At 71.3% G+C, this 20,068-nt stretch carries 17 protein-coding genes; 8 read left to right on the forward strand and 9 right to left on the reverse strand.

The window, feature by feature from the left end; all coding sequences use genetic code 11:
• Positions 1-19: 19 nt before the first annotated feature.
• The 5 genes from N1028_RS11500 to N1028_RS11520 form a co-directional block, all read right to left on the reverse strand.
• Positions 20-1,735, reverse strand: coding sequence for an ABC1 kinase family protein (locus N1028_RS11500; RefSeq protein ID WP_259529011.1), 1,716 nt, complete (start codon positions 1,733-1,735; stop codon positions 20-22).
• Positions 1,736-1,740: 5 nt separating this feature from the next.
• Positions 1,741-2,316 (reverse strand): PadR family transcriptional regulator, encoded by a 576-nt coding sequence (locus N1028_RS11505; RefSeq protein WP_375163431.1) that lies wholly within the window; start codon positions 2,314-2,316, stop codon positions 1,741-1,743.
• 195 nt (positions 2,317-2,511) lie between these two features.
• Positions 2,512-6,258 (reverse strand): cell wall-binding repeat-containing protein, encoded by a 3,747-nt coding sequence (locus tag N1028_RS11510; RefSeq protein WP_259529021.1) that lies wholly within the window; start codon positions 6,256-6,258, stop codon positions 2,512-2,514.
• A 187-nt stretch (positions 6,259-6,445) separates the two neighbouring features.
• Positions 6,446-8,095, reverse strand: a complete 1,650-nt coding sequence (locus N1028_RS11515) for a DUF4407 domain-containing protein (protein ID WP_259529022.1) — start codon at positions 8,093-8,095, stop codon at positions 6,446-6,448.
• Positions 8,096-8,177: 82 nt separating this feature from the next.
• A complete protein-coding gene (locus tag N1028_RS11520; protein ID WP_259529023.1) occupies positions 8,178-8,714 on the reverse strand; it encodes a MarR family winged helix-turn-helix transcriptional regulator in 537 nt (178 codons plus the stop codon).
• 105 nt (positions 8,715-8,819) lie between these two features.
• Between N1028_RS11520 and N1028_RS11525 the strand changes: the two genes are divergently transcribed.
• Entirely contained in the window at positions 8,820-9,773 is a 954-nt protein-coding gene (locus tag N1028_RS11525) for an NADP-dependent oxidoreductase (RefSeq protein ID WP_259529024.1), read from the forward strand.
• A 36-nt stretch (positions 9,774-9,809) separates the two neighbouring features.
• Here N1028_RS11525 and N1028_RS11530 read toward each other — a convergent pair whose 3' ends face one another.
• Positions 9,810-10,256, reverse strand: a complete 447-nt coding sequence (locus tag N1028_RS11530) for a DUF6069 family protein (protein ID WP_259529026.1) — start codon at positions 10,254-10,256, stop codon at positions 9,810-9,812.
• 115 nt (positions 10,257-10,371) lie between these two features.
• On the opposite strand from N1028_RS11530, the gene N1028_RS11535 reads away from it, so the two are divergent.
• From N1028_RS11535 to N1028_RS11545, 3 genes are all read left to right on the forward strand, one after another.
• Positions 10,372-11,016: a TetR-like C-terminal domain-containing protein gene (locus N1028_RS11535; protein ID WP_259529027.1), complete on the forward strand. Its 645-nt coding sequence runs from the start codon at positions 10,372-10,374 to the stop codon at positions 11,014-11,016.
• Positions 11,013-11,804: an SDR family oxidoreductase gene (locus N1028_RS11540; protein WP_259529028.1), complete on the forward strand. Its 792-nt coding sequence runs from the start codon at positions 11,013-11,015 to the stop codon at positions 11,802-11,804. The genes N1028_RS11535 and N1028_RS11540 overlap by 4 nt, the downstream gene beginning before the upstream one ends.
• Before the next feature lie 170 nt (positions 11,805-11,974).
• On the forward strand, positions 11,975-14,326 hold the full coding sequence (locus tag N1028_RS11545) for a CocE/NonD family hydrolase (RefSeq protein ID WP_259529031.1): 2,352 nt from the start codon (positions 11,975-11,977) through the stop codon (positions 14,324-14,326).
• A gap of 13 nt (positions 14,327-14,339) precedes the next feature.
• Here N1028_RS11545 and N1028_RS11550 read toward each other — a convergent pair whose 3' ends face one another.
• Positions 14,340-15,878: a hypothetical protein gene (locus tag N1028_RS11550; protein ID WP_259529032.1), complete on the reverse strand. Its 1,539-nt coding sequence runs from the start codon at positions 15,876-15,878 to the stop codon at positions 14,340-14,342.
• 357 nt (positions 15,879-16,235) lie between these two features.
• On the opposite strand from N1028_RS11550, the gene N1028_RS11555 reads away from it, so the two are divergent.
• Genes N1028_RS11555 through N1028_RS11570 form a run of 4 tightly spaced genes read left to right on the forward strand, consistent with a single transcriptional unit; the run spans position 16,236 to position 18,730 of the window.
• On the forward strand, positions 16,236-17,339 hold the full coding sequence (locus N1028_RS11555; RefSeq protein WP_259529033.1) for an LLM class flavin-dependent oxidoreductase: 1,104 nt from the start codon (positions 16,236-16,238) through the stop codon (positions 17,337-17,339).
• Complete coding sequence (locus tag N1028_RS11560) at positions 17,332-18,063, forward strand: NADPH-dependent F420 reductase (protein WP_259529034.1); 732 nt, start codon at positions 17,332-17,334, stop codon at positions 18,061-18,063. The genes N1028_RS11555 and N1028_RS11560 overlap by 8 nt, the downstream gene beginning before the upstream one ends.
• A gap of 59 nt (positions 18,064-18,122) precedes the next feature.
• Positions 18,123-18,338 (forward strand): hypothetical protein, encoded by a 216-nt coding sequence (locus tag N1028_RS11565; RefSeq protein ID WP_259529040.1) that lies wholly within the window; start codon positions 18,123-18,125, stop codon positions 18,336-18,338.
• Positions 18,335-18,730, forward strand: a complete 396-nt coding sequence (locus N1028_RS11570) for a type II toxin-antitoxin system death-on-curing family toxin (RefSeq protein ID WP_259529041.1) — start codon at positions 18,335-18,337, stop codon at positions 18,728-18,730. The genes N1028_RS11565 and N1028_RS11570 overlap by 4 nt, the downstream gene beginning before the upstream one ends.
• Before the next feature lie 34 nt (positions 18,731-18,764).
• Here N1028_RS11570 and N1028_RS11575 read toward each other — a convergent pair whose 3' ends face one another.
• Entirely contained in the window at positions 18,765-19,541 is a 777-nt protein-coding gene (locus N1028_RS11575; RefSeq protein ID WP_259529043.1) for a sirohydrochlorin chelatase, read from the reverse strand.
• Positions 19,538-19,918 carry a nitrite reductase small subunit NirD gene (gene nirD, locus N1028_RS11580; RefSeq protein WP_259529044.1) on the reverse strand — a complete coding sequence of 127 codons (381 nt, stop codon included), beginning with the start codon at positions 19,916-19,918 and terminating at the stop codon, positions 19,538-19,540. The genes N1028_RS11575 and nirD overlap by 4 nt, the downstream gene beginning before the upstream one ends.
• Positions 19,919-20,068: the final 150 nt, after the last annotated feature.

Consider the following 20,068-nt stretch of genomic DNA (forward strand, 5'->3'; position numbering starts at 1 on the left):
TTCCGGGCGACGAAGGGCGCTAGCGCACCCCGCGCCCCGAGAACACCGCGTGCAGGAGCGGCACGACCGAGGCGACCATGAGCACCGTCCCCAGCACCGCGTCATCCGCGCGCAGCACTGCGCCCGCCACGAGCAGCGCCGCGAACACGAGCGCCGACACGACGCGACGGCCGGCACGCTCGAGCCCCTCGACCCGCCGCTCGAGCTCCGGGTTGCGGAACGAGACCGTCCCCTCGTCGAGCTTCGTGAGCATCGCGTCGATCTGGCGCGGCAGGCGCCACGCGATCTGCAGGTTCTCGAGCGCCTGCTTGCCGAGGTCCTGGGCGAGGTTGCCCCGCTCCTCGCGGATCAGCTGCTGCGCGTAGGGCTCGACCGAGTTCCACAGGTTGAACGACGGATCGAGCGCACTGCTCACCCCCGACGTCAACGACATCGCGCGGATGATGAGCAGGAAGTTCTCCGGCAGCTGGAACGGCAGCGAGCGCACCACGTGCCCGAACTGCAGCCCGAACTCGCGGAACTCCCGCGGGTCGACCTCCCGCAGTTCGGCGAACCCCATGCCGCCGAACCGCGCGAACAGCTGAGTCAGCGCCCGCTCGAGCTCGGCGGTCTCGGCCGACTGCAGCAGCACGCCCAGATCCTGCGCGGCCGCCACGAGCCCCTTGCCGTCGCGCGAGGCCGCGGCGATGAGCATCTTGCGCAGGCCGCTCCGGGTGTTCACGCCGACCTCGCCCATCATGCCGAAGTCGATGAAGGTGAGCTTCCAGGGCCGTTCGCCCGGCTCGCCGGCGGCGAGAGGCGTCACGAAGATGTTCCCCGGGTGCGGATCCGCGTGGAAGAACCCGTTCGTGAACAGTTGGTCGAACATCACCGCCGCGAACACCGGCGCCACCTCGGCCGGATCGATCCCGGCGGCCACGAGCCCCGCGTGATCGTTGATCTTGATCGCCGTCACGTCCTCGAGCGTGAGCACGCGCCGCGTCGACCGCTCCCAGACCACCTCGGGCAGCCCCACCCGGTCGTCGTCGGCGAAGTCCGCCGCGAACCGCACCGAGTTCGCCGCCTCGTGCAGGTAGTCGATCTCCTCGAGGCTCGTCGCGGCGAACTCCTCGACGAGCGCGGGAGCATCCACGCGCGAGTACACGATCCGCACGTGGCTCAGCCAGCCGCCGATCTTCCGCAGCGCGGCGAGGTCGACCCGCACGATCTCGTCGATCCCGGGCCGCTGCACCTTGAGCACCACCGCGTCGAGCCCGGTGTCGGCGGCGTCGCGCGGCACGAGCCGCGCACGGTGCGCCTGCCCGAGGGAGGCCGCGGCCACCGGCGTCGGGTCGACCCACGCGAACGCCTGGTTCAGCGGCATACCCAGCTCAGCCTCGGCGAGCGACCGGATGGCGTCGAAGGGCACGGCGGGCACCTCGTCCTGCAGCCCCTCGAGCTCCTTCGTGATCTCGGGCGGCAGCACGTCGAGGCGCGACGACATGAACTGCCCCACCTTGATCATGAGACCGCCGAGGTCGACGGCGAGCACGTGGAAGCGCCGCGCGAACCTCTGCATGCGCCGCGTGCGCGTGCGCTCGGCGATGCTCAGCAGCCCGAACTTCGGCAGCACGAGCTCGTACCACCACGTCACCGCCAGGTTCCACCCGGCGAACCGCAGGATGCGCCGATACCGCGCGCGGGCCTCCCGGAAGGTGGGGACGGAATCCCCCCGGTCGGGTCGAGCTTCGGACACCCGGGTCAGTTCTGGGCGAGGATCGAGTAGAGCCGACGACGGGCGTCCTCGAGCTCGGCCACGGCCTGCTTGATCTGCTCGGGCGTTCCTGTGCGGCCCACCTGCGCGGCGGCCTGGGCCAGCTCGAAGCCGGCCTTGGGCAGCGCGGTGTGGTCGCGCTTGGCGTCGTCCTCGTCTCCGGATGCCCAGGGGGCGTCGTTCCCGGCGGTCGCGTACTGCGCACGGCCGGCCTCGGTCAGCGCGTAGGTCTTGCGCCCGTTGGACTCCTCCGCGGCGATGAGCCCCTCGTCGGCGAGCAGCTGGAGCGTGGGATAGACCGAGCCGGGGCTCGGCTTCCAGCTGCCGCCGCTGCGCTCCTCGATCTCGTGGATGATCTGGTAGCCGTGCATGGCGCGCTCGGAGAGGAGGGCGAGCACCGCGGCGCGCACGTCTCCACGGCCGACCCGCGATCCGGTGCCGGTGCGCTTCTCGAACTTCGAGCGGAACTGCTCCATGGCCTCCCAGACACCGTCGACGTTGAAACCGGCGCCGTTGCCCAGGCCGCCGCCCATGCCGCCGCCGTTGCCGCCTCCGCCGAACATGTTCCCGAACCCGCTGCCGCCGAATGAGTTGCCCATGATGACCTCCGTTGTTGACCCCGAACGATACTCAACGATATGCCCGCCCGACTGTGAACGACATAGTCCCGACACCCTTTGCAGGAGACCTTCAGTGAACGCACGAACTGCGGCGCCGATCACTCGGCGCCGCAGTTCGTGAGGGGGTGGTGCGGGGATCTACCCGGCGCAGACGGTGAGGCTCTCCACCGCCGGCGTCAGCGTCTTCTCGCCGCCGAGCAGGGTCACCCGGGAGGCACCCAGGGCGAGGATCTGCTCGAGCGTCTCGGCGGGCACGCAGTCACCGCGCACGGTGAACAGCGGCGCGTCGATCCGCGGGGCCAGCGCCGAGCCCGAGAGGGCGTCGGGGAACTTGGCGCCCGTGGCGAGCAGCACCCGGTCGGCCGACTCGAAGAAGTGCGCATTGATCGAACGCGACGCCTCGTAGCGGTCGGCACCTCCGAGTCGCACGGATTCCGCGATCCGCGACGCGTCGGCGAAGACCCCGGCCGAGACCGAGCTCTCGCCGCCGGCGACCACGATCTCCGCCACGCCGAGTCGCGCGATGAGCGCGGCCGTGGCGTCGTCGAGGCCGGTGGCCCCGCCGTTGACGAGGATCAGCGGACCGGTGCCGTCGAGGGCCGCTCCGGCCGACAGGGCGTCGGGGAAGGTCGCGCCGGCTGCCAGCACGGCGACCGGAGCTCCGTCCGGGAACGCATCGGCGGCGATGGCACGGGAGGCCGCGAACCGGTCGGCGCCGCCGAGACGGCTCACGGGAGCCACCTTCTCGAGCGCCTTCTGCACCGCGGGCGACACACTCGCGGTTCCACCGACCACCACGATCGACGACGGATCGAGCCTGGTGAGCTCGGTCAGCACGACGGGCGGCAGCGAGGCGGCTGTGGTGAGCAGGATCGGCGCGTCGTCGGTCGCCGCGGCGGGCGCCGCGGAGAGCGCGTCGGGGAACTTCTCCCCCGAGACCACGTAGACGGTGTCCGCCCCGTCGGGGAAGCCCTCCTTCGACGTGTTCACCGAGACCTCGTAGCGGTCGGCGCCGGCGATGCGGTCGGCGTCGAGCGCCACCGTGAGGGTGGCGGTCGCGGTGCGACCCGATCCGTAGCCCACCGCGATGATCTCGAGCGGGCCGCGCGCGGCGTCCGCCGGCACCACGACCTCGAACGAGACGGTGCCGTCGGTGCTCACGACGCTGCCGGCGCTGACGCCGCCCACGGTGAGCTCGACCGACTCGCCCACGCGGAAGCCGGATCCGGTGACTGTGACGGTGTCGCCCGGCGAGACCGAGCCCGCCGACAGCGTCAGCGCATCCGGAGCGGCCTGCGCCTCGGCGCACGCGTCACCCTGCACACCCACTTCGGGCAGCGACGGCAGCACGGCGCCCGCGCGGTCGACGACCCCGTCGTCCTCCCGCACCACGATGCGGCCGAAGCTGTCACCGATGGTGACGCCCTGCTGCGTGTTCGTGGTGTTGGTGATGAACGACGTGGAGGCGGAGGTCGACGTGCTCGCGTCGCCCTGCAGCGGCACGGTGATGACCTTGCAGACCTCACCGGCCGAGAACGACAGCTCCTGCATCGAGGAGAGCACGCGGTTGTTGCCGCTCACCGGGATGGAGCTCACGTAGACCGTGGCGGCCTGCTCGGCCGGCCGGGAGAGCACGACGGGGACGTCGACGGAGCCGACGCCCGAGCCCTCCTCGACCGTGACGTCGGGCATCGACGCGACCGGCAGGGTCGAGATCGACGGGTCGCCGAGGGTGGCTGCCGACTGCAGCGCGAGGTCGGAGAGCAGCACGCCGCCGGTCTCGCGGGGAGCCGTGAAGCGCACCTGGGTGACGTCGGCGAGGTTCACGCCCGTGAAGGCCGTGGTGGGCACGGCGATCTGCTGCAGCAGCACCTTGCGGAGCGGGTTGGTCGACCCCGGCAGCACGCTGAGGGCATCACCGAACTCCGAGGCGGTGACCGAGGCCGTTCCGCCTGTGGAGTCGAGCAGCGTGACCGTGAGGTCGGTGCTGCCGCCGATCGCGACCGAGTCGTCGGGCGAGACCCGGAACGACAGGCTCGAGGCGGCCGTGAAGTCGCGGGCTTGCGCCGGCACCTGCACGCGGAGCTCGCCGGGGGCGGCGCTCCCCGAGGGCTCGGTGTAGGTGAAGTGCAGCGACGGGGTCGACGGCACCGAGGTGGCGCGGCCGTTGCCGTAGGTGGCGCTGAGGAACCCGTAGTCGGGGGCCTGGGCGAACTCGAGCTCGGTGACGCAGTACGGCATGGTCGCCGGCACGTCGAGCGGGCTCATGCTCTCGCAGTACTGGTACGTTCCGCTTCCCACGACCTGGGTGGTCGTCTCGGGCTCGGTGAACGTGTTCACGTCGACCCGGTCGGAGGGCGCGAGGCTCGCGCTCACGCGGATGTCGGCGCGGCCGGCCGAGGCGGGCTTGGCGTCGGATCCGTCGAAGAGCGGCATGAACTGCTCGTCGCCGCCGAGGGTGAGGCGGAAGAAGCCGGCGATGTAGGCGTTGCCCGCGGCGTACTGCTCGGCCGCGTTCAGCCGGGTCGGAGCCGATTGGCCGCAGGTGGGGTCGGTCTGGTTGCGATCCATGATCGCCCAGTCGTCGCTCGTGGCCACGGGGTAGAGGCCAGGGGTCCACGCGGTGTTGAAGTAGTTGTGGTTCGTCCCCATCACGAGCACCGACGAGCGGAACACGTCGTCGCCGTAGGCGTGCCGGGAGTCGTCGATGTACTTCTGGCCCATCTGGTCCTCGACGTCGCCGTCGCAGTACGGCAGGATGACCGCGGTCGGCACGCCGGGGACGGTCATGCGCGTGTAGTCGGTCGGGGCGAGCGGCAGCACGCCCTTGATGCCGAACGGCTCGGGCTGCTCGGAGTTGAGCAGAGCGGCGCGCATGACGCCCTCGCCACCGCGCGAGTGACCCATGAGGCCCACGTTGTCGAGGTCGAGGCGGCCGGTGAGCGCGGTGCCGAAGCCCACGTCGGTGCCTGCGTTCGCCTGGCGCAGCAGGTTGAGGTGGTCCATCACGAGCTGGGCGCGGGCGGCTGCTCCGGTGTCGTCGGCGAGCGAGCCGTCGAGCGCGTTGATGGCGTTGGCCGAGATCGAGACCACCACGTAGCCCTGGCTGGCCAGGATCTCGGCGGCCTCGTTGTAGCCGAGGTAGCTCTCGACGTCGACCTGGTCGGCGTTGCAGGGCCAAGCAGCGGGGTTGCGGGTTCCGCCGGCGCACGAGGTGTGGCGGCCGTGCAGGAACACGGCGACGGGGCGCTCGCCCTCGGCGCCCTCGGGCAGGAAGACCGCGGCGCGGATCTCGCCCTTGCGGCCGAAGTCGCGGATGTCGACGGCTTCGTCTCCGAGGTCGTAGTCGGCGCGCGTCACGGCGTACTCGCCGCGGGCGGAGGGGTCGTCGGCGAGGATCGGCGCGTCCGCGGCGGCCGGCGGCACCTCCTCGGCGAAGCGCCGGGCAGTGTCGCCGCGGTCGAGGGTGCCGTCAGCGGCCTCGACGGCGGGGTCGCCCGAACCGGTCCAGCCCTGGTCGATCACGGTGGCGTCGGCGACCGCGGGATCGGTGGTCACCACGGTGAGGGTCAGCCCGTCGAGCGACTCCTTCGCGATGCCGAGCTCGATGCCGTCGGCCCAGAGGGTGGCCGCGTCGCTCCGGATCTCGAGGGGCTCAGCGAGCGTCTTGGTGACTTCGTAACCGCCCGGGATCTCCTCCACCGTCCAGTCGTCACCGACGGCGACGGGCCCGGCTGCGGTCAGTGGCGTGGCGGTGAGAGGGGTGGTGGATGTGGCGGGGCTCGTCGCCGCGAACGCGGGGACTCCCACCAGGGCCGGCGAGACGGCCACGAGGAGAGCGGTGGCGATGGCCGCCGCCCTCCAGCGCTCGGTTGATCTGGGCACTGTGCTCCTGAGTGTGAGGGTGACGGATGGACGTCCACCGACCGTGAGGAGTCCCGCGGAGTGTGCAGGAGCCGCACGGCCCGCGTCGGCCGAGTCTTCACGCTAGCTGTGAGCAGACCCCCGATCCGGTGGGGTAACACGATGGAAACGGGATGTTTACACCCGTGTTCCCGCGCTCACACGAGCCTCAAATCTGGTCGGGAAGCCCTGCCCGGCGGAGGAAGGCGGCGCGGTCGGCGTTCCTCGGGAGGGGCTGGGTCGCCGTGGTGTCGGGGGTGCGGATGACCTCGGTGGCACCGGTGTCGGCCGCGGCGAAGAGAGCCGAGAGCTCGGCCGTGGCGGTGGCCGGCTCGCGCACGGCAGGCTCCTCTGCGGCGGTGCGCGGCACGGCGGGCTTCCGCGGCGCGAAGCGCTTCGACGCCGGTGCGTCACGACCGATCGCACGCTGTCCGGCGGAGGCGGCGACATCCGTCGCCTGCTCGGAGCGCGGGGCCGCGTCCTCCTCCTCGAGCTGCTTCTCCCATTCCTCCATGCGCTCCGAGGCCCGCGCCGCCGCGTACCCCGCCCAGGTCTCGAGGGCCCGCGTGATCACGGCCTCCTGCTGTTCGAGCACGGTCTGGTTCACGCGTTTGCCGAACTCGACCTGCCGTTCGGCCCTGTCCTCCGCCACGGAGACCTGCACCGAGGCCTCGGCCGCGATGGCCCTGGTGCGCTCGGCCGCCCAGATCTCGCCACCGGAGACCTCGCCGTCCTCCCGCACGTCGAGGATGCGGTCGTAGGCGGTCTGGCCGCCGAGGTTGCCGAGCACCTTCACGATCACGGGCAGCAGCTCGATGCAGATGAACAGCAGCGCGATCATGATGTGCGCGAAGTTCAGCAGGGCGTTCGTCTCCCCCAGCCGGAACAGTGCGTCGAGCCGTGAGAGCAGCCCGGCGCTGTTGTCGACAGCGCTCGCGTAGGCGGCCTGCTCGGCGGAGCGCTGCTCCTCGGCCGTCGCGAGGGCCTTCTGATCGGACTCGAGCTGATCCGTCGCCGCGTCGAGTCGACTCTGAGCGGATGCCTCCAGGTTGGTCGACGCCGCCTCCTCGGCCGCGGCCTGGGCGGCCTGGGCAGCCGTCAGCCGAGCCTCGGCCGCCTCGAAGGCCGCGAGCTTCGAAGCGGTCACGGGCCCGTCGCCCCGCACCCCGGTGCCGCCGCTGCCGTCGATCTCGGCGAGGTACGCAGCCTGCGCCGCGTCGTAGGCGGCCTGCGCCGACGCGGTCGCCGCGACCGCCGCCGCGTAGTTGGGGTCGGAGGCGAGGTCGGTCTGCAGCCCCTGGTCGACGATCGCCTGGTTCGACGCGATCCGCTCCTCGAGGGTGGGGATCTGGGCGAACCGCGGATCCGTCGCCATCCGCTCCTCGAACGCCGCCTTGTCCTCGGCCTGCATCACCTGGATCTCCGAGTTGATCTCGGCCTGGAAGATCTGCAGCGTGAGCGGCGTCGAGATGACGGTGCCGATGATGAGCGCGAGGGCGATGCGCGGGATGGCGAGGGCCACGTTCCGCCACACGCCCTTCTGCTTCGCCATGCCGATGATGAGCAACCGGTCGAGGTTCAGGATGATGACGCCCCAGAACACGCCCACGACAATGGCCACGGGCAGCGGTGCGCCCACCGCCATCACGAGCGCGAACGTCGCCGACACCGCCGAGAGGAACGCGGTGCTGAGGATGACGCCGCCCATGGCGACGAAGCGCGCACGGTCGCCCGGGGCATCCGCGAGCACGTCGAGCCGAGCGCCACCGAGCCACGACATGAAGTTCGAGACGGCGTTGGAGTTGTAGCGACGAGACACGAGGAGCGAAGCTACCCCATGCGCCTCTGCGCTCCCTGGCACAGCGCTGTGCGCATGCCGTACCGGGTCGTCCTGCGCCGGATCAGGCGTCGCCGGCCGCCGGCCGGCCGCCGCCGGGGCGCCCGCCGCTGCGCCGCCGAGGTGCCGCCGAGCGCGGCGGCGTCGACCGCATGTGGTCTCGCACCGCCGTGAGCGAGCGGGCGAGCTCCGCCACGTCGTCGGGGCCGAGCGGCGCGAGGAACAGCTTCTTGAGCACGTCGATGTGCCCCGGGAACACGGTTGCGAGCAGGGCCCGCCCGGCCTCGGAGATGGTCACGGTCACGCTCCGCTCGTCGTCGAGCGAGGGCGCGCGGGTCACGAGCCCGGCCGATTCCAGCAGCCCTGCCTGATGGGTGAGGCCGCTGCGGCTGTAGACCACGCCGTCGGCGAGGTCGGTCATGCGCTTGCTGCCGGCGGGCGCATCGCCGAGGGCCGCGAGCAGCTGGAACTGCACGTAGCTGAGCCCGCCCGCCTCCTTCAGCTGGAGCTCGACGGCGTGACGCAACAGGCTGCCCACCTCGATCAGCGCGAAGTAGGCGCCGAGCTCGACGGGGTCGAGGGATGCGGATTCGTCGGTCATGCACTCATTCTACTTGCTTCGATATCGAAGCAGTGTTACTGTCGCTCTCAGTTGCTTCGACATCGAAGCAATGCGCGAGAACATCACGACGGAAGCGAGAAGACCATGAGCGAGAAGACCATGAAGGCCGCACGATTCCACCAGCACGGCACCCCCGACGTCCTGCAGATCGAGGACGTTGAGATCCCCGCCCCTGCAGCCGGCGAGGTGCGCATCCGCGTCGCCGCGTCGGCATTCAACCCCGCCGACAACGGCATCCGCGCCGGCTTCCTCCCCATCCCCGTGTCGCTCCCCCACACCCCGGGCTACGACGTCGCCGGCACGATCGACGCGCTCGGCGACGACGTCTCGGCCTTCACCGAGGGCGACGCGGTCATCGGCTTCCTCCCCATGACCGCACCGGGAGCGGCAGCCGAATACGTGATCGCACCGGCGTCCGCCCTGGTCTCGGCACCGACGAGCATCCCGCTGGTCGATGCGGCGGCCATCCCCTCGGTCGCCCTCACCGCCCGGCAGGCGCTCTTCGACGAGGCCGGCCTCGAGCAGGGCCAGCGGGTGCTCGTCGTGGGCGCGGGTGGCACGGTCGGCGGCTTCGCGGTGCAGTTCGCGAAGCAGGCCGGAGCGCATGTGATCGCCACGGCGAGCCCCCGCAGCAGCCGGAGCGTGCGCGACGCGGGGGCCGACGAGGTCATCGACCACACCGCCACCACGGTGCCCGAATCGATCGGCGAACCGGTCGACCTGCTGCTGAACCTCGCGCCGATCGATCCCGAGGAGTTCGAGGCGCTCGTCGAGCGCGTGCGCGACGGCGGCGTGGTCGTGAGCACGACGGCGTGGATGCCGGCGCCCGACGACGCTTCGCGCGGGGTGCGCTCCGTGGTGGTCTACGTGCGGAGCGAGAGCGACCAGCTGGCCCGCATCGTGTCGCTCGTCGACAGCGGCGACGTGCGGGTGGAGGTCGCCCGCCGGGTGCCGCTCACCGAGCTGGCTGCCGTGCACGCCGAGGCGACCGCGGGCACCCTGCGTGGCAAGGTCGTCGTGCTGCCGATCATCGCCTGATGTGACGGAGCGCCCTTTCCTCCGGGGCGCTCCGCATCACCCACGAGCCAGACTCCCCCGAGGCGAGGCGAGCACGTAGGCCGGCACGGCCACCGCCACCACGACGACGTGCATCACCATGAGTGCGACGACCGCGACCATCGTGGTGCCGGGGATGAAGGAGAACGCCATCAGGAGGAGGTCCGGCACGAACGACACCGCCGTGACGGCCGGGACGAGCACCGCGAGCACGCGACGCGGATGCCGGGCACGGCGCACGACGAGCGACCACCCGATCCACCCGACGGCGATACCGAGCACGGCGAAGAGAGCGTGGGCGGGAAGGGTGAGCGGCCCGTAGTCGGCAGGAGCGCCGAGGGAGACGGCCACGGCGGCCGCACCGGCATTCACCGCGATGACGACGACCGCGGTGGCGAGGAGGATCCCGGCGACACGGAGCCGGGTGCCGGAAGCTGTGTGAGACGAGCTGACGGACGTGGTCATGGTGACTCCTTCTGAACGACGGACAGGACGGAACGGACCGCGACACCTGTTTCGGTTCCGATCGGTACCGATATATGTAACGGTACTGATCGGAACCGGAATATACAATGGCGTCGTGAACTCCCCGCAGGACCTCGATCTCGAGGGCGCCACCGCTCCCCGCCCGGCAGGGCGACCACGCGATCCCGACGTCGAGCGCAGCATCCTCACCGCCACGCAGGACCTCCTGATCGAGAGCGGCTTCCCCGGAACCACGATCGCCGCGGTGGCCGCTCGGGCCCGCTGCGGCAAGTCGGCGATCTATCGCCGCTGGGAGACGAAGACCGAGCTCGTCGTGGCCGCCGTGCTGCACCTGCAGACCCCGATGGAACTCCCGGACACCGGTGACCTGCGGGGCGACCTGCTGGCGGCGGCGATGCACTTCGGCGGATCCGACAGCCGGTCGGGAGCGGTGCTGGCGAGTGTGCTGGGCGAGCTCGGGAAGGATGCCGAGTTGCGCGCGGCGGCCTACCGCAGCATCGGCGGTCCGCCGGTGGCTGCTCTCGTCGCGGTGATCGAGCGCTGGATCGGGCGGGGTGTCGTTCCGCCCGACGTTCCCGTGGACCTCATCGCGAACATCGTGCCCACAGCAGCATTCGGCAGCGTGACTCTTCGCCGCCGGTCGCTCGAGCCCGAGACGGTCGCCCAGTTGGTGGATCTCGTCCTGCTGCCGGCCCTCCGCACCACGAACGCTGCTGCCCGGGATGAGACCGGTTCATGAGGATCGCCGTCGCCGGAGGCACCGGCACCGTGGGCCGCCACATCGTCGAGATCGCCCGCTCGCGTGATCATGAGGCCGTCGTGCTCTCCCGCTCCGAAGGCGTCGACCTGACGAACGGGGCCGAGCTCGCCTCCGCCCTCGCCGGCGTCGAGGTCGTGATCGATGCCGCCTCCACCGCCACGCAGTCGGCCGACGAGTCGAGGGCGTTCTTCGGTGCGGTGACGACGAACCTGCTCACGGCCGGGGAGGCCACGGGGGTCGCACACCACATCGCGCTCTCGATCGTCGGCAGCGACCTCGCGCCGTTCGGCTACTACGCCGGCAAGGCCGAGCAGGAGAGGCTCGTGCGGGCCGGCCGCGTGCCGTGGACGATCCTCCGCGCCACCCAGTTCCACGAGTTCGCCGCGCAGATCCTCGGCCAGGTGAAGCTCGGCCCGGTCGGCCTCGTGCCGAAGATGGTCTCGCAGCCGGTCGCCGCCCGCGAGGTCGCCGAGCGCCTGGTCGACCTCGCCGAGCGCGACCCGGCCGGTCTCGCCGCCGACCTCGCCGGGCCCGAGGTGCTGCGCATGCGCGACATGGTGCGGGCCTACGCGGCGGCGACCGGCGACCGCGCCAACCCACCCGGCAGACCCGGCAGGCCAGGCAGACCCGGCCCGACCCTCGAGCTCCCGCTCCCCGGCGGCTTCGGCAAGGCGCTCCGCGACGGCACCATCCTGCCGGCCCCCGGTGCCGACCGCGGCACGCAGACCTTCGCCGAGTGGATCGCGGAGCCCCACGGCCGGCCCTAGAGCACGCGCGGCCGCGGATCCCGGGCTCTACCCACGAGGATCTACGTCCCTTCCGGCCGATCCACCCGCCCGCCCCCGATCCGGACGCCCGCCGCCGCTAGCATCGCGATGACGGATCGAGATCGGTGGCGAGACGGGGACGGCCTCGCACCAGAGCACCAGGGGGCACCATGTCGGCATTCAGGCGCGCAACGGGATGGGGCGTCGCCGCAGTGCTCGTGGCGGTGTCGCTCTCGGCGGGACCGGCGTTCGCGGAGACAGCGGAAGCCGCGCCCGCACTCGCGCCCGCGCCCGTCGACCTCGCCATCGGCGTCACCCACGCCGAGAACCCGAGCGTGCCCGAGGGTGCCGCCTGGACAGAGCACTACTTCCCCTCCTCGGCCCCCTCGAACAACGGCGACCCCGTCGAGCTCCACGCCGACGTGCTCCGCCCCGCCGGCCTCGCAGCCGACGTGAAGACCCCGGTCATCATGTCGATCGGCCCCTACTTCTCGCACTCCGGCATGAACTCCGACACGCATCCGCTGCACACCGGCCCTTCGGGCCGCTTCACCGACCTCATCGACGGCGCGGAGCTCATGGGGCGCGGCTACACCTTCGTCTACGTCGACCTCCGCGGCTTCGGCGGCAGCACGGGCTGCACCGACTGGCTCGGCACGGGCGAGCAGGCCGACGTCGTGAGCGCGATCGAGTGGGCGGCCGCGCAACCCTGGTCGACGGGCTCGGTGGGCCTCTACGGCAAGTCCTACGACGGATCGACCGGCCTCGCGGGCATCAACGAGCAGCCCGAGGCCCTCAAGGCCGTCGTGGCGCAGGAGCCGGCGTGGAGCGGCTACGACTACCTCGTGACGAACGAGGTTCCGCGCACGAACCAGGTGGACACCCCGCTGGCGTACATCGGCATCGCGGCCCTCCCCGGCGTCGATCGCGCCTACCAGCAGGACGGCTACGACATCCCCGCCGACACCTCCCGCTACCTCGAGAACGCGGCCTACGAGAAGACCCACCCGGAGTGCGCCGAGACACTGAAATCGGGAGCCCTGGCCATCGACCGTGCGAGCGACTTCTGGATCAACCGCGACGCGCCCTCGCACGTCGACGGCTCGACCGTGCCGCTGTTGTTCACGCAGGGCCTCACCGAGCAGAACACGAAGCCCGAGGGCATGCAGCGCTACCTGTCGAACCACGCGGGCGAGCAGCGCGGCTGGCTGGGCCCGTGGGATCACGTGCGCGGCAACGAGGTCGATGCCGAGGGTCGCCTGCAGATGGGCAGGGCCGGCTGGTTCGACGAGGTCACCGCGTTCTACGACGCGCACCTCGTGGAGCAGACGACCGAGATCACGACCGGCTTCGTCATCCAGGACAACTTCGGCCGGTGGCGGGCGCAGGACACCTGGGGAACGACGGCGAAGACGGCGGTCGTACCCCTCCAGCCCGGCCGCTACCTCGACACGGGTCGCGGCATGGTCGACGACGATGGCGACGGCGGCGGCGAGCCCGGCACGAATCCGAGCCCGAACCCGCTGCTCGCGGTGGCGGACGGCGAAGACGTCGACGCCCCGACCTCGACAGACGACTCGCTCGGCATCCTCTCCGTCTCGCACCCCGTGCGCGCCGACACGCGGCTCACCGGCACTCCGGCCGTCGAGCTGCGCACGCAGGGCGCCGGCAACGCGTCGATCCAGCTGTGGGACGTCGCTCCCGACCGAGCGAACGCGGTGACCATCAACAGCACCGTGTCCAAGCTCTCCGCCGACGGCGCCACGCGCTTCACGATGCTCGGCACCGACTGGACCCTGAAGGCCGGGCACCGCCTCGCCGTGACGGTCGGCACCATCGACTGGGGCTACTGGGTGCCCCAGCCGAGCGATGCCGAGGTCGTCGTCACGGGAGGTTCGGTGAGCATCGCCGTCGAGACGACCACGGCGGATGTCGCCACCGAGGGCGCGCGTGCCCCCTACCTCGACCAGTACCTCCGCTATTTCACGTCGGAGAAGCCCTTCCCCGACTCCCCCGAGACCTTCACCCTGAGCGCCGCCCTCGGCAGCATCGGCACGGATGCCACGACGGTCGAGACCGGTTCGTCGTTCGTCGTGCTCGGTGCAGGTTACGACCCGGGCGCGCCCGTGACGGTGACCTGGCGGGGCGAGAGCCTCGCGACTCCCACGACGGATGCGTCGGGCGCGTTCAGCCTGACGGTCCCCGTCTCCGCATCGGCCGCGACCGGCACCGCCACGGTCACGGCGGTGGCGGAGGACGGCGGCCGCTCGGCGTTCGACGTCACGGTGGCGGCGGTCGTCCCGACACCGACGCCCACGCCGCCGACGCCCACGCCGCCGTCACCCGCGCCGCCGTCACCCGCGCCTGTTCCGGCGGGATCGGGGTCGGCCACCGCGTCGCTTGCCGCGACCGGCCTCACCACGGAAGCTGTGCCGGCGATCGCGGCGGGCGCGGGCCTCGTCCTGCTCGCAGGCCTCGCGCTCGCGCTGCTCCGTCGCCGGGCTCGGCCCGCAGAGCGCTGATCGCGGTCGCTCCTCAGCTCCGCCGCTTCGGCGACGTGATGTCGCCCAGGAACTCCTCGAACGACGGGAACAGCTTCTCCCGCGACGCCCGCTCGGCCTCGACACCGATGCGCAGCACGTCGTGCAGCGGCAGCGCATCGGCGTCGAGCCGCTCGCGTGCCCTCGCGACGTGCTCGAACGGCGACCCGGCCCCGGCGGTCTCCCTCGAGATCGCCACGGCCGCTTCAAGCGGCTCGAGGTCGACCAGCACGCCCTGTGCCCCCAGCACTCCCGAGACGTCGGGGGCTGCGACCGCCACCTGTGCGGGAGCAGGCACGGGCAGCACGCGCACCTGATTCGACAGCGCCGCGGTCTCGCCGTGCTCGTTCGTCGCGCGCACGGCGATCCGGCCGCTCTGGCGCGCGGTGATCCGCTCGGTCACCACGCGGCCGCCGACCTCGCGCGTGATGTCGGCGCGTCCGGGCAGTTCGATCGTGAGCCGTCGGGCACCGGCGAGGCTCACGTCGAGTCGCACCTCGTCGCCCTCGGCCACGAGCGCGGGACTCACGACGACGCTCCGGATGACGGGGGGCGCGAGGTTCTCCACGATCACACCGCGCAGGTACTGGTACCACTCGGCGGCGCTCGGCCGCTTGGCGGGTTCGCCGCCGAGGGCGTCGGCGAGCATGAGGCGCCCCACCTCATCGAGCACACCCAGCACCCGGTCCGCGTCCCTGCTCCGTTCGAGCCCGTCCCCGGAGGGGGCGAGCACGCGGAGGATCAGCAGCCCGAGCTTGTAGCGGTCGCTCGCGATGGTCTGCACCGACGGGGCGCGGGAACGGGAGGCATCCGCGGTGTCGTCATCCGGGCCCTCTGAGCTCTCGAGAGTCTCGGGTGCGGCCCATCCGGCGCTGTTCCGCTGCAGCACGCGGTCGCGCTCGAAGGCGGCGCCTTCGCACCCCACCACGAAGGCTCGGGCGACGTCACCGTCGTCGGCGCTGTACAGCAGAGAACGCTCCGACAGATCCCCGAACACGATCCCGCTCCGGTGCAGCATCTCGAGCAGCACGCACACCCGGGCGAGCACGGTGCACCGCGCTACGAGGTCGCGCTCGCCCACGCTCCCGGCGCCCACGCGCCGTGCGCGTTTCGGGGCGGAGACGAGCCATCGGGCGTTCCGAGCCGTCTTCCCCACGCCGGCGCCCTCGCCGTCGTCCGCGGTCGCGATGAAGTAGAACGGATGCGCCGCCAGCGGCACGAGGCATCCCACGACGTCGCCGCCCTCGTTCGCAACTCCGGCCAGCGGCCACGCGGCGACCCCGTCGAGCACGTCCCGCTCGCGTCTGCCGAGCCCCGCCCGCCATGCGGCGAGCTTCGCGACCTGCTCCGGATGCCAGTGCGCGGCGGCCCCTTCCCGCACCCGCACGAACGCCAGCCCGCCGTGATACCCGGGCACGGTGAACGCCTCGACCCGCTCCACCTCGGTCGCGGCCCCGCCTCCGATCCGGCCCCGGGCGCCGAGGTCGCCCTCGAGCACGACCCGGAACGCACTGCCGAGGCTCGGACTGCTCACGATGGGCGCAGCCGACGCTCTCTCCACACCATGGTTCTCCGACACGAGGAGCGAAACTACCCCATCCCCCTCAGCGTTCCCTGGAGCGCGCTGTTTCCGCCCGTCAGAGCCTCAACGATGCAGCGGCCGAGAGTGGGCGGCGGTCTAGTAGCTCCGGGATCGCGGTACTGCCTCTGATCCACTCAGCCAGACCCGGATCGATCAGTGCGGCGACCTCCACGATGTGCCGGTGAGACTCCCCGACCGGCAGCCGACACTATTCGACTTAAGGCCACGCAGTCCGCGCCCGCTAAGGGAATGCCCGCAAGCTCATTTTAGTTGACACGTCAATAAGAAGCTCGAGCAGAGGAGCATGTCATGCCCACCACCCCCATCGAGTTCGGCCTGAACTCCTTCGGCGACGTCCCGACCGACGGCTCCCGCACCCTCTCCGACGCCGAGACCGTGCGCCTGGTCGTCGACGAGGCCAAGCAGGCCGAGGCGGTCGGGCTCGACGTCTTCAGCCTCGGCGAGCATTACCGCGAGGGCTACGTCGACTCCGCCACCCCGGTGCTCCTCGCCGGCATCGCCACGGCGACCGAGCGCATCGGCCTCGGCACCGCCGTGACCGTGCTCAGCACCAACGACCCCGTACGCCTCTACAACGAGTTCTCCACCCTCGATGCTCTTTCGAACGGCCGCGCCCAGCTCGTGCTCGGCCGCGCCTCGCAGACGCAGTCGTTCCCCCTCTTCGGCTACAACCTCGAGGACTACGAGACCCTCTTCGAGGAGAAGCTCGACCTCTTCATGAAGCTCCAGCGCGAGATGCCGGTGACCTGGGAGGGCACCGTGCGCGCACCCCTCGTCGAGCAGACCCTTCACCCGACCATGCGCCCGGGCGGCATCCCCACCTGGATCGGCGTCGGCGGCAGCCCCAACTCCGTCATCCGCGCCGCCCGCTACGGCCTCCCCCTCATGCTCGCCATCATCGGCGGCGAGCCCCACCGATTCGCCGGCCACGTCGACCTCTACCACCGCGCCCTCGACCAGTTCGGCCTGCCCCGGCAGCCCGTGGGCCAGCACGCCCTCGGGCTCATCGCCGACACCGACGAGGAGGCCGCCGAGACCTGGTGGCGCTCGTGGGAGCCGCTCGTCACGCAGATGGGCCGTGAGCGCGGCTTCTACCCGCCCACTCGCGAGCGCTACGAGCTCGAACTCGGCACGGGTGCCCTCTTCGTGGGCTCGCCAGAGACCGTCGCCCAGAAGATCGTGCGCATGACCCAGGAGCTCCAGATCAGCCGCTTCGACCTCAAGTACGACATCGGCGGCCTCCCGGTCGACGCCCGCGCCCGCACCATCGAGCTCTTCGGCACGAAGGTCGCACCCCGAGTGCGGGAGCTCCTCGCCGCCGAGGGCGATGAGGCACACCACGACGACCACGACTCCCACGACCTGTACCGGATCGGATCGACCCATGCCTGACACCCAGCCCGACCAGCCTGCCGGGCCCACGCCCGCCCTCCCCACCATCGGCATCCTCGGCGCCGGCAAGGTCGGCACAGTCCTCAGCCGCCTCCTCCTCGCCGCCGGCCACCCCGTGCTCATCTCCGGCTCCGGCGACCCCGCGAAGATCGCCCTCATCATCGACGTCCTGGCCCCGGGCGCCGTCCCGATGACCTCCGAGGAGGTGGCCCGCGAGGCCGACATCGTCATCCTCGCGCTCCCCCTCGGCAAGTACCGCACCATCCCCGCCGATGCGCTCGCCGGCAAGCTCGTGATCGACGCCATGAACTACTGGTGGGAGATCGACGGCCACCGCGCCGACCTCAGCGACCCTCGCACCTCCACGAGCGAACTCATCCAGTCGTTCCTCCCCGCCTCCCGCGTGGTGAAGGCCTTCAACCACATGGGCTACCACGACCTCGACGAGGGTCCCCGCCCCGAGGGCGCCCCGGGTCGCAAGGCGATCGGCATCGCGGGAGACGACGCCCCCGACCTCGCCGCCGCCGCCGCTCTCGTGAACGCCGCCGGCTTCGATCCGGTGCCCGTCGGCACCCTCCGCGACAGCATCCTCCTCGAGCCCGGCAGCGAGCTCTTCGGCGCCAACCTCCCGGCCGAGGGCGTGCAGGATGCGGCAGCCCGCTTCCCTGAGACCGAGCGCGGCCGCGAGGTGGCGGCGGCGCGTGCCGACGAGGACGCAGCCTGACGGACGAAACGACGAGAACGTATATACTCGTTTCCAGTCTCGATATACCAGGAGGATCGATGCCCAGCGCCAAGACGAAGAAGCTCATCGGCTTCACCGAGGAGCAGGTGGCCGCGATCAACACCCTCGCGACGCGCCAGGGCACGACGTTCACGGCGATCGTGTCCGAGGCGGTCGACGAGTACGCGTCCGTGCGCACCAACGCCATGGACCAGATCCTCGACCGCCTCCTGACCGAGCACGGCGACATCATCGATCGCCTCTCCCGTACGTGAGCGTCGCGGTCGTCACCTTTCCCGAGGCACTCCACATCATCGGCCGTCTCTTCGGCACCGACCAGCCCGAGCAGCGGGTGCGCGACTCCGCATTGCTGCTCTCGGCTCTGGATCGGCAGTCGGCCTCGATGTTCGGCCAGGAGGCCTACCCGGGCATCCACCACAAGGCGGCAGCCCTCCTCCACGGGCTGACGAAGAACCACGCTCTCTTCGACGGCAACAAGCGCCTCGCACTCGTGACCACGCTCTATCTCTACGCCAAGAACGGCTACTGGAACACGACCGACATCGAAGCGGAGTACGAGTTCATGCTCGCCGTGGCGTCGAACGAGATCGAGTCCATCGACGAGATCGCAGCGTGGCTGAGCGCTCGCTTCCGACTGGCGGAATGAACGAGACAGCCGGTGCGGTCTCGCTGCGCACGAACTAACCGACACTCATGGTCGCCTGCGGTGAGATCTCAGTACCGGCCGACACGATCGCGAGCGACCAGCTGCGCCGCTGATCGAGGTACCGGTCGACCACGATGTCGACGAGCTCCGGCGCCGGCGGCTCGACGCCGTCCAGCAAGGGGCGCGTGGTGAGGTCGCCGCCCGCCGCCGCCACCCGGTCCGAGAAGTGCCCGGGGGCGAGGTGGTAGTTGGCCACCACCACCCGGCCGGCCGGCAGCAGCTCGCGCCGAGCCGACGCCACCGCGGAACGGAGCTCGGGCTGCGCCGCCGAGACGAAGCCGAGCGTGACCGGGTTGCCGATCTGCGCGGCCAGGAGTCGTCGCATCCGCTCGCAGTCGGCCACGGCACGCGGATCGGTCGACCCCGCCGCCGCGAGCACCACGCTGTCGGCCGGTGCCAGACCCGCCTCGGCGAGACGCCGGGCCAGCAGCTCCGCAAGCCGCACGTCGGGCCCGAGCGCCGGTGTGGCCGCGGCGGGGATGCGCAGTCGGGCCTCGGCGACGGCCTCGGCGAGATCGACGTACACGTGGAAGCCCGCCGAGAGCAGCAGCGGCACCACGATCGCCGCCGAGTCGTCGGCGATGGCGTCGAGCGTGGTGGTGACATCCGGTTGCTGCACGTCGACGTGGCAGCCGTGCACGCCCACCCGCGGCAGCGCCTCGGCGACGGTGGCCACCAGCTGCGCGACCGCGGCCTGGCCGAGCATCGACGACGTGCCGTGCGACGCGAGGACGAGCTGCGGCGTGGTCACACCTCCACCTCGATGAATCCGCCCACGATGCGCGTGCGGAAGGTGCCGAGCGCGAGATCAGGGTGGCTGAAGCACTCCCCGGTACCGAGGTCGTAGACCTGCTTGTGCAGGGGCGACGCGATCGTGGGGCGGTCGCCCTTCGAGCCGACGATGCCGCGGGCCATCACGTACGACCCGGTCGCCGGATCCCGGTGCTCGACCGCGTAGACCTCGCGCGGCGAGAGCAGCACGAGGGCGATCTGCTCGGCCCGGAGCAGCACGGCCTCGCCCCAGTATGGCTCGAGGTCGCCGAGCCGGCAGGCCCGCTCCCAGACGGTCGACGACGTGGCGGGCTCCGGGGTCTCGACGGCGGTGCTTCGTTCGATCAACAGGCTCATGGCATCTCTCCTTCGTCTCCTCCGACGCTAGGAACCGGATGTTTCGCCCGCCGCAGCCTGCGTGTTTCGAGTGCGTGAAACCTCCCTCACAGCCGTTGACGGCGAGCGTGCGGTCGATGTAATCGGCTGTTACACAGGGGTAATCGCGAT

Origin of the sequence: Herbiconiux oxytropis, assembly GCF_024979315.1 — a bacterium.
Taxonomy (GTDB): Bacteria; Actinomycetota; Actinomycetes; order Actinomycetales; family Microbacteriaceae; genus Herbiconiux; species Herbiconiux oxytropis.

Excerpts from the sequence above, each read along its gene's own strand:
- N1028_RS11505 (WP_375163431.1), bottom strand. The coding sequence starts at position 2,316 with ATGTTCGGCGGAGGCGGCAACGGCGGCGGCATGGGCGGCGGCCTGGGC.
- N1028_RS11520 (WP_259529023.1), bottom strand. The coding sequence starts at position 8,714 with ATGACCGACGAATCCGCATCCCTCGACCCCGTCGAGCTCGGCGCCTAC.
- N1028_RS11525 (WP_259529024.1), top strand. The coding sequence starts at position 8,820 with ATGAGCGAGAAGACCATGAAGGCCGCACGATTCCACCAGCACGGCACC.
- N1028_RS11530 (WP_259529026.1), bottom strand. The coding sequence starts at position 10,256 with ATGACCACGTCCGTCAGCTCGTCTCACACAGCTTCCGGCACCCGGCTC.
- N1028_RS11540 (WP_259529028.1), top strand. The coding sequence starts at position 11,013 with ATGAGGATCGCCGTCGCCGGAGGCACCGGCACCGTGGGCCGCCACATC.
- N1028_RS11545 (WP_259529031.1), top strand. The coding sequence starts at position 11,975 with ATGTCGGCATTCAGGCGCGCAACGGGATGGGGCGTCGCCGCAGTGCTC.
- N1028_RS11555 (WP_259529033.1), top strand. The coding sequence starts at position 16,236 with ATGCCCACCACCCCCATCGAGTTCGGCCTGAACTCCTTCGGCGACGTC.
- N1028_RS11560 (WP_259529034.1), top strand. The coding sequence starts at position 17,332 with ATGCCTGACACCCAGCCCGACCAGCCTGCCGGGCCCACGCCCGCCCTC.
- N1028_RS11565 (WP_259529040.1), top strand. The coding sequence starts at position 18,123 with ATGCCCAGCGCCAAGACGAAGAAGCTCATCGGCTTCACCGAGGAGCAG.
- nirD (WP_259529044.1), bottom strand. The coding sequence starts at position 19,918 with ATGAGCCTGTTGATCGAACGAAGCACCGCCGTCGAGACCCCGGAGCCC.